Genomic DNA, 8,150 nt, shown 5'->3' with positions numbered 1-8,150 from the left:
CACTCAACGCGATCAGACTCGACGCCCACTGGACCGAAAGCCCCCTCCGACGCACCCGCACCAGCCGCCTCGAACGCCTCGCCTACCAGCTCACCGCGTAACCCCCACGAATTGCGCAGCAGAGTCGGTGGCGTCGAGGAAGAGGTAAGGGAACCGGATGTGATCCAGCGGCCGGGCCCGGAAGACGTCGAGTTCCTCGTCGAGGCCGGCGCAGATCCGGGAGACCTCGCTCTTCGATATGCCGGTATCCGAGCCGAGGGCTTTGACCAGGTCGTCGACGGAGCGGGTGGAGACGCCGTGGACGTAGGCTTCCATGATCACGGCGTAGAGGGCCTGATCGATACGGCGCCGGCGCTCGAGCAGGCTCGGGAAGAAGCTCCCGGCCCGTAGTTTGGGGATCGCGAGTTCCAGGTCGCCGGCCTGCGTGGTCACGGTCTTCTCCCGGTGCCCGTTGCGATAGGCGGTGCGGGTCTCGGCCTGTTCGCCCCACTCGGCGCCGATCCGTGCGGTGGCCTCGGCTTCGATCAGTTCTTGCAGCAACCGCTGGGCGACCTCGCGGACGAGTTCAAGACCGTCTGTCGAACGTAGTGACTCGAGCAGGCGAAGTAGGTCATGCTGGGACAAGGCCACCGTGCGCTCCTTGGGTTGAACTGCCCGTTCACCAAGGACATTTGCACGGTGGCCTGCCCCGTTTCAGGGAGCATTCCCCCCCAGCCGATGCACGCGGGAGCACAGAGACGGCGCACTTCCCAGCCAAGATCAGCTACACCACTCCACGGGACACCATCAGGGCGCGGCACAGGCATCCCTTCAGGCGCCTCGTCATGGCTTACGCTTGGCCGAGTCGGCCTGTCGTCCGATCACGGTTTTCGCGCCCGCCGGTGCTCCCGGCCGTCACCGGGGTCCCGTATGGTGGCCGATTCGGTTCAGGGGCGGCGGGTGTATGGGTGGAGCTGGTCGATCTCCCGGAACCCGGCCCGGTCATGCAGGTCCCGGACGGCGCTGTCGCCGGGTTCCGCGGTGTCGAGGAGCGTGACGACCTCGCGGACCCCGTGGCCGACGAGAGGGGCCAGGCACCGCTCGAGGAGCCCGTGTCCGAATACGCCCCGCCGGGGCATGAGCGCGATCCACTCCAGGATCGAGGCTCCCTCGACGGGCCGGGTGACGGTCGCCTTCCCGACCAGGGTTCCGTCTCGCTCCCACAGACGCACATACCAGCCGTACCGGGGATCGGCACACTCGACGATGTCCCCCGACCCGTACGGCCGGGGACTGTGGGGATCCAGGCGGTGGTGGAGATACGTCCACCCCTCCTGCCGGGAGAACCCGGCCGCCTCCAACGCCATCGCCGTGCCGCGGCGGCTCCGCACCGGCAGGCCCGCGAACCCGAGCCCGGTGGCACACGCGAACGCGCGCACCGTACGCCGCCCCAATCGCTCCAGCGCATGTCGGACCAACAGCCCCGCGATCTCCTGATCATCGTCCACGCAGTGCGACCACAACAGGAGCCCGTCACCATCCCCTGGACGCACCGCCCAGGCCGCGGCCCCCAACACCTCACCTCCGGCGGAGACAGCGAGGACCGTGCCCGGCACCGCCGGCACTCCGGCCCCCGGATCACCGGAACCATGCCCGGTCACGGCGTGGGTGAGCATCGAGGTCGTCACAGCGGGCCGGCCCGGCAGCCGATCCCCGGCGATCAAAGCCAGCACCCGCGACAGGTCCCCCGGAGCGTAGGACCGAATGGTCACGCCGGCCTCGGAACCGACTGTCATGATCGCCACTGCCCACCGCTCCCTCACCCGACACCATCGACCCACCCAGCCTCCCCCACGAACCGCGCACACCATCGCAACGCCACACCCAACGCGACTTGGCGATCGCGGAATACGGCCCAGCGTCGATGCAGGCCAGGATCCCGTGCGTCCTCCCCTCCGACACCCCGCCCCCGCGCCACGACGTTCCGCGGGTCTCGAACCGGGCCACCTTCCTGTCCTCAGATTGTCTCGTGGCGGGCGGCGATGGAGACCCGAGCCTCTTCAAGCGGGCCAACCGGGCCGCGGACCCGACAGGCCCGGGCGATGGGCTACCTCGGAGCGCATTCTCCCGATGCCCCACACCCGTACGGTGAGGTCGACCATGGCGAAACCAAACCGAAGAGGCTCAACAGGCCAGAGCCGAAAACCGATCCCGTTCCCAACCCAGTCCCTGTCCCTGTCCTCCACCCTGGCCATCGTCGGCCGCAACGGAATACTGTCAGAGCGTCGCGCCGGCTCGACGCCGCCAGGGCGTGCGCCCGTCTTCGCCGTTGCTGCACGACGGAACCCTTCCGCCAACCGCCCCCACCGGTTTGGGCATGCCGAAGTCCTGAAGGCACCTTTCGCCTCGCGGCCAGCAACACATCCTCGCCCTCTCACGGGCGGCCCGCGCCGCGCCCGGGGCCCGACGGGAGCGCGTTCCGCCGGCGTTCTCACCGGAGAGGTACACGGGCCCGCAACCGGTGGCGTATTCGATCGTTGAGTGTGGTCGGGACGGTCAACCGTTTCCCGGCCAGCCTCGACCGATCTGCGGGGTGTATCCGGGTCGTGGTCCCTGGGTCCTGACATCTGAGACACCTCTCGTCTTCAACCCCCTGGGACGAGCGGGGCCCCGTCGTGCGTCCGGCGATGCCGGCCTCAGATGTCAGGACCCTCTGCCCGGCCAGGCCCGGTGCCGGGTGTGTAAAAGGAACGAGTCTGTCTCACATCGGGTGGTGACGGAAAGTCACGGCGAGAAGCCTGGTGGATCCTTTACCGACACCTGCATGAAGTTTCTGTCGGGGTTGCGGCGATGCCGTAGGCGGAGAGTCAGTCAGCCACTTGACCTGCCAGAACCACTGTCAGCCAAGATTGCTACGAGCCGTCACCACCGGATGTGAGACAGAGCCGTTTGTGGCTCTGGCCCGTCGATCCCGGGCTCAGGGGTGCCGCGCGTCGTTGTACGACTCGAAGGCCTCGGTGATGAACCGGCGGGTGTGGTCGGGATCTAGGGCCTGGCTTTGGAGGTGGTCGTACATCGCCCGGTAGGATTTTACGTCCGCCGGCTTCTCCAGGTGGGTATCGCTGGTGAACCGCTCCAGGTACACCACCCCCGCCTCGGGGCTGTCGGCGAGCCTCAGGATGGAGGACTGCCCCGACATGCCCTGGTGGGCCCCTGCCGTGTAGGGGAGGACCCGCACGGTGATGTGCGGCTCGGCGCCGAGTGCGTTCAGGTGCTCCAACTGCTCGCGCATGATGTCCGGGCCACCGACGACACGGCCCAGGACCGACTCGTCCAGGACGACCCACAGGCGCAGCGGGCGCGCAGGGTCGTAGACGCGGCGCTGGCGGCGCAGCCGCACCCTCAGGCGTACGGCCGCTTGTTCGGCCGTGAGCCAGGGGGTCGAGGCTTCGATGGCGGCCTGGGCGTAGGCGGGGGTCTGCAGCAGGTCGGGGATCAGCAGGGGCTCGTAGGTGTGGATCGAGGCGGCGTCGGTCTCCAGGCCGATGTAGACGCTGTTCGGGAGGTCGCCGTAGGCGTGCCACCAGCCCGCCCGGCCGGATTCCCTGGCCATCCGCATCAGCCGGTCGATGACCTGTTGGTCCCTCACTCCGTACATCGCGCACAGATCGCGTACATCGCGGGGGTTGGCGGAGCGGCGGCCGTTCTCCAGGTGACTGATCTTGGGCTGGGAGACCATGAGCCGCTCGGCCACCTCGGTGCTCGTGAGCCCACTGGCCTGACGGAGCCGGCGCAGCTCCACTCCCAGACGCCGTCTCACGACGGTGGGATTGCTGTTCGCCGCCATGGGCGGTCTACCTCCGGCCCTCATGTCATCGTCCTGGTCAGCGCATTACCGCGGGACGGTACTTGCCGATCACGTGCCATGCCGTCGTGCCGGACATCGGCAAGGTCCGTGGGCCGGTCACCTATCGAGCAGGCCGTCGGGGGCGGCTGCCGTCGCCGCGCCCTCGGCGAGCTTCAAGGCCGGGCCTCCCAGGCGCTCGCCGGGGCCGGCCCGGACCGCTGAAGACCGGACTCAGCGGTGATCGTCCTCATCACGCGGTTCGGTTCGTACGTCACCACGGAGGCGACCGCGCGCCCGGACGTGTTCGCCCCCCACCTGGACGTCGACTTCCACGCGGGGGAACCCGAACTGGCAGCGGCGTGACGGAGCCGGCCGATCAAAGTCATGCGGTCCCCTTCGCCACGGGCCGGGTCCGTCGTGCTCAGGCGGTCCGGTGTCGGTAGGCGTGGATCCATTCGACGCCGTCCGGGCAGGGGGAGGTCGAGGATGGCGATGGCCTGGCGGTGTGGGGCGCGGGTGCACCAGGCGATGATCCGGCTTCCGGGCGTGAGGTCGACGGAGTCGACGGTGACGCTCGTTGCGAGCACGGTCGTCTCGAACGGGATCGTCAGATGGTCGACGAGCATCGTGTGGAGGCCGGTGGGCTGCTCGTCCTCGTCGTGGGCGTCCACGGTGGCTTCCTCGATCAGGACTTCCAGGTGCGTGTCGCTGAGCCCGTGCACCGGTGTCCTCAGTTCGGGGTGCGCAGGAGTTCGGCGAGGCGCTTTCCGACGACGGAGAAGCTGGGGGCCGTCTCCTGATGGAAGAAGGACTTCTTGCGGCTGCGCAGCAGGTCTTCGCCGTCGTGTGTCCAGGAGAAGTCGGGTTTGCGTAGGAGGGTGCGGAAGATCGGGTCCGCGCTGTGGGGATGGCGTTGGACGAGGCGGCGCAGGGGAAGGGGTGAGACGGTGTCGTCGTTCAGGTAGGTGCGGAGCTGGGTGATGTAGGTGGGGTCGTGGGCCAGGGCGGGGTCGGCGAAGAGGGTGTCCAGGCGGCCGAAGTCGAGGTAGTAGCTGAGGCCTTCGGTCTCGTCGTAGATCAGCCCGACGCTGTCGGCCTCCATGTAGTCCTCGGGTAGACGGCCCATCTCCTCGGCGCCGGGAGCGTTGTCAGGGCTGGGCTCGCCGTCGGTTTCGGTGGATGGCGTTGCTTCCTCCAGGCGGCGGCGGTGGTGTTCGGTCAGTTGTTCCTGGGCGGTGGCCGGCGGCAGGATCACGAGGTCGGATCCGAACAGGTCGATGAAGGCGGCGCGGTCTTCGGCCTGCATCTGCCAGGCCCGCCGGGACAGAGCCCGGTTGCGGCGTAGCAGACCCGGGTCCGCGGTCGCCATCCGCAGGGCGACCCGTGCGACATCCGGGCCCGAGGACTGGGGGTAGGGCGAGAGGTAGCCGCTGACCAGCCAGTTATCGGTGGCGGGATGGAGGGGCACGATACGGCTATAGGTGAACATCCCCTGCTCCAGGAAGGCCAGTGCCGCAGAGCCCATGTTGGAGTGGACGGGGTAGCGCAGGTCGTCGATGAGGTTGTGGAGTACGACAGTGCCCTCGTCTGCGTCGTCGGCGCGGTGGACTTCGAACAGTCCCTCGACGACGTCGCGCCAGCCCAGGAGCATCGCGCGCTCGTCCGCTGTCAGGGGCGGACGTCGCTGGGCGACGAAACGTTCCACGATTGTGGTGCCGTCGTGGAGCCGGTGTTGCAGGGCGAAATGATCGACGGTGCGGACGGCGACGCCCTCGTCCAGCGGACCGCCGCTGCCGCCGGCGGCCCGCAGGCGGGCGGTCAGTTGCCTGCCGAAACGGGGATGCTGGGCGAACTCCACCAGCTCGCCCTTCAGTTCCCCGCTACGGGCCACCAGTTCCGTGACCGGCATCGCCAAGGTTTCGGCCGCCGCGGAGTCGTCGGAAGTGTCATCGTCATGGGACAGCCGGGGCATGGCCACCTGATCCTGGTTCGAAGCGGGCATATCGCGCCGCCACTCTACCGGCGCGGCGACTGCCGATTCCGTGCATCGCACAGGTTGGGTACATGCCGGGGCGGCGTCAGCGGATTTTCGCGCCATCATGTGCGGTGTGCTGCTCCGGTGGCGGCCAGCAGGTTGCGGATCTCGATGACGTCCTTGCCGGTGCGCTCGGCGATCCGCGCGGCCGGCTCCCCGCACTGGTACGCGACCACGATCGCCGCGCTCAGATTCCGGCGGGCCACATGCAGTGCCTCCCGCGCGGCGGTCAGTGCCGCGGTCGCCGCCTCCAGCGAGTTGTCCTCATCCGTCATACCGGCCATCGTGCCAGCCCGGGGGCCGGGGCCCGGTAAGGTGGTCGTACCTTCGACAGCAAAAAGAATGGGGTGGCGGGCATGGCGGGCGAGACGCCGGTGACAGTGGTCGGCAACCTGACAACGGACCCGGAACTGCGGTTCACCGCCGCCGGAATTCCCGTCGCCGGGTTCACCATCGCCTCCACCCCACGCGTCTACGACCGCGACCGCAGCGAATTCGTCGACGGCGAACCGCTGTTCCTGCGCTGCTCACTGTGGCGGGCGGCCGCCCAGAACGCCGCCCAGTCCCTCACCAAGGGCACGCGGGTCATCGTGACCGGGCGGCTCAAGCAACGCGTCTTCGACGACAAGGAAGGCCGGCGCCGTACCACCGTCGAGATCGACGCCGAGGAGATCGCCGCGTCCCTGACCTACGCGACCGCCACCGTCACCAAGACCCACCGCCCCGGCATGGTTTCCCAGAACGGACCGGCACTCGCGCACAGTCAGTCTCCCGGGCTGGCACAGCAGGCCCAGCCCACGACGCCCACCGAGAGCTACCCGTTCTGAGTCGGTCTCAGCCCCAGAAGGCGTGGCGCGGATCGTCCAGCACGGCCAGAGCCTGATCCAGCGACGGGACCGCCGGCAGGTGATCGCAGGGGCACCAACGGCCGGTGCGATCCGCGTCCTCCACCAGCCGGCCCGCATCGGTGGACCGCGGCCGGGCGACCCGGCGAGAGATCCACTCACCGACACCGCCCGGGCGGATAGCTTCGGCTGCCTACCGCGCGGCTTCCTCTTGGCCCGGGCGACGGCCATGCCCTCGTGAGTCCTCATCGTCGGAAGAACAATCTCGAACCGGGCGAAGGCCCTCGGCACGTGCTCGGCGTCGGATATCGGCGGGTGTGGCTACTCGAGGTGGCGGTAAGGCACCGCGCACTCCTTGATCGTTCATCTTGCCTCGCGCACGACGTTCCCACTCTCTCCGGCCACTTGCTCGGTGATCCTCCATCCCCATCCGGACATAGAGGGACCGGGCATCGCGCATGTGCCAGGAGGGCGCGAAAGCCCGGTCCGGATCGAGGCGTTCGATGTTCGGGTGAGGTGATCACCTATCCGGATCATATGGGACATCCGACGGGAAACCGGCAATCGGGTGACAGCTCGCCGGATGAGTTCCCTGGCCGTCGCGGAAGCGTTGTTCGGTCGTGGAATCACGTGACCTTTGGGAACGCAACACCGTGCTGGCCGAGGCGTTCTGTGCCAGTGACGACCGGATGCGACACGCGCGGAGCCTTCTGGAGCGGGCTCGGGCCGACCGTACTCGCGCCCTCGCGGCCTTCGCCGTGTCCATCGGCAGCGACGGCGGCGTCGCCAAGCTGATGGGCCTGAGCGAACGCGAGGTGCGTCAGGCCCGCCGCGTCGTCGGGAAAGCGGACGCGCGCGGCGTCGCCGAGGAGCTTCTGAGCCGGCATGCGACCGCCGCCCCGCCCCAGGAACGCGAGGCCGAACCGAAGCGCGACTCCCCGCCGGCCGTTCTCGTGCCCCTGCCGGCCGGAGACCGTGCAGCCCCTTACCCCCGTCCCGAGACGACCCCGTCTACGGGCCGGATCTCGCGAGAGGAGGCCGAGTGGACCCCGTCGATGGACGCCGTCCTGCTGTGGAGCTGGCAGTCCGGCCTCGATCTGAACAAGGTGGCCGCTGAACTGGGCGTCGACTACCGCGCGCTTCTCCTACGCGTCCAGCAGCTCGGCGCGGAAGGACGCCTCCCTGCCAAACCGGTACATGGCGATACCAGCCAGGCCGGACGACACCGCCGCCACGAAACCCCACACATCCCCATCCCCGACAGCCCCGCATCCCTCTACGACTCCTACTCCTACCCCTACATCTGAGCCCACCTGCCGGAAGATTTCAAGTCCAGTGAGACGGTCGTGACGCTATGAGGTTTGTGGTGCGGTTTCGCGCCGCTTGGCCGGGTCGTTGATCCAGGCTTTCTGGGGTATCTCGGGTGGTCGGGGGCGGCGGCCGA

Annotated in this window: 7 protein-coding genes and 1 pseudogene; 2 read left to right on the top strand and 6 right to left on the bottom strand. The window is 68.6% G+C overall.

Annotated features, from left to right (window positions below; genetic code table 11):
- Positions 1-126: 126 nt before the first annotated feature.
- From OTB19_RS40685 to OTB19_RS40660, 6 genes and pseudogenes are all read right to left on the bottom strand, one after another.
- Positions 127-624, bottom strand: a pseudogene (locus OTB19_RS40685) (transposase); the annotation flags it as partial.
- A gap of 302 nt (positions 625-926) precedes the next feature.
- Positions 927-1,487, bottom strand: coding sequence for a hypothetical protein (locus OTB19_RS40680; protein WP_267803892.1), 561 nt, complete (start codon positions 1,485-1,487; stop codon positions 927-929).
- A gap of 1,469 nt (positions 1,488-2,956) precedes the next feature.
- The gene (locus OTB19_RS40675; protein WP_267803890.1) at positions 2,957-3,826 is read right to left on the bottom strand and encodes a helix-turn-helix domain-containing protein; all 870 of its coding nucleotides are present in this window, start codon (positions 3,824-3,826) and stop codon (positions 2,957-2,959) included.
- 173 nt (positions 3,827-3,999) lie between these two features.
- Positions 4,000-4,548, bottom strand: a complete 549-nt coding sequence (locus OTB19_RS40670; RefSeq protein ID WP_267803889.1) for a hypothetical protein — start codon at positions 4,546-4,548, stop codon at positions 4,000-4,002.
- A gap of 8 nt (positions 4,549-4,556) precedes the next feature.
- Positions 4,557-5,798 carry a hypothetical protein gene (locus OTB19_RS40665; protein WP_267803887.1) on the bottom strand — a complete coding sequence of 414 codons (1,242 nt, stop codon included), beginning with the start codon at positions 5,796-5,798 and terminating at the stop codon, positions 4,557-4,559.
- 125 nt (positions 5,799-5,923) lie between these two features.
- Positions 5,924-6,136: a hypothetical protein gene (locus tag OTB19_RS40660; RefSeq protein WP_267803886.1), complete on the bottom strand. Its 213-nt coding sequence runs from the start codon at positions 6,134-6,136 to the stop codon at positions 5,924-5,926.
- Positions 6,137-6,217: 81 nt separating this feature from the next.
- Between OTB19_RS40660 and OTB19_RS40655 the strand changes: the two genes are divergently transcribed.
- Together OTB19_RS40655 and OTB19_RS40650 are read left to right on the top strand one after the other, a co-directional pair.
- Positions 6,218-6,688 carry a single-stranded DNA-binding protein gene (locus tag OTB19_RS40655; protein WP_267803884.1) on the top strand — a complete coding sequence of 157 codons (471 nt, stop codon included), beginning with the start codon at positions 6,218-6,220 and terminating at the stop codon, positions 6,686-6,688.
- A gap of 638 nt (positions 6,689-7,326) precedes the next feature.
- The gene (locus tag OTB19_RS40650) at positions 7,327-8,013 is read left to right on the top strand and encodes a hypothetical protein (RefSeq protein ID WP_267803883.1); all 687 of its coding nucleotides are present in this window, start codon (positions 7,327-7,329) and stop codon (positions 8,011-8,013) included.
- Positions 8,014-8,150 lie beyond the last annotated feature (137 nt).

This window comes from Streptomyces sp. H27-H5 (assembly GCF_026627505.1).
Lineage (GTDB): Bacteria > Actinomycetota > Actinomycetes > Streptomycetales > Streptomycetaceae > Streptomyces.
The sequence above is the reverse complement of the archived record's forward strand: the minus strand, read 5'-3'. Positions and strand labels throughout refer to the sequence as shown.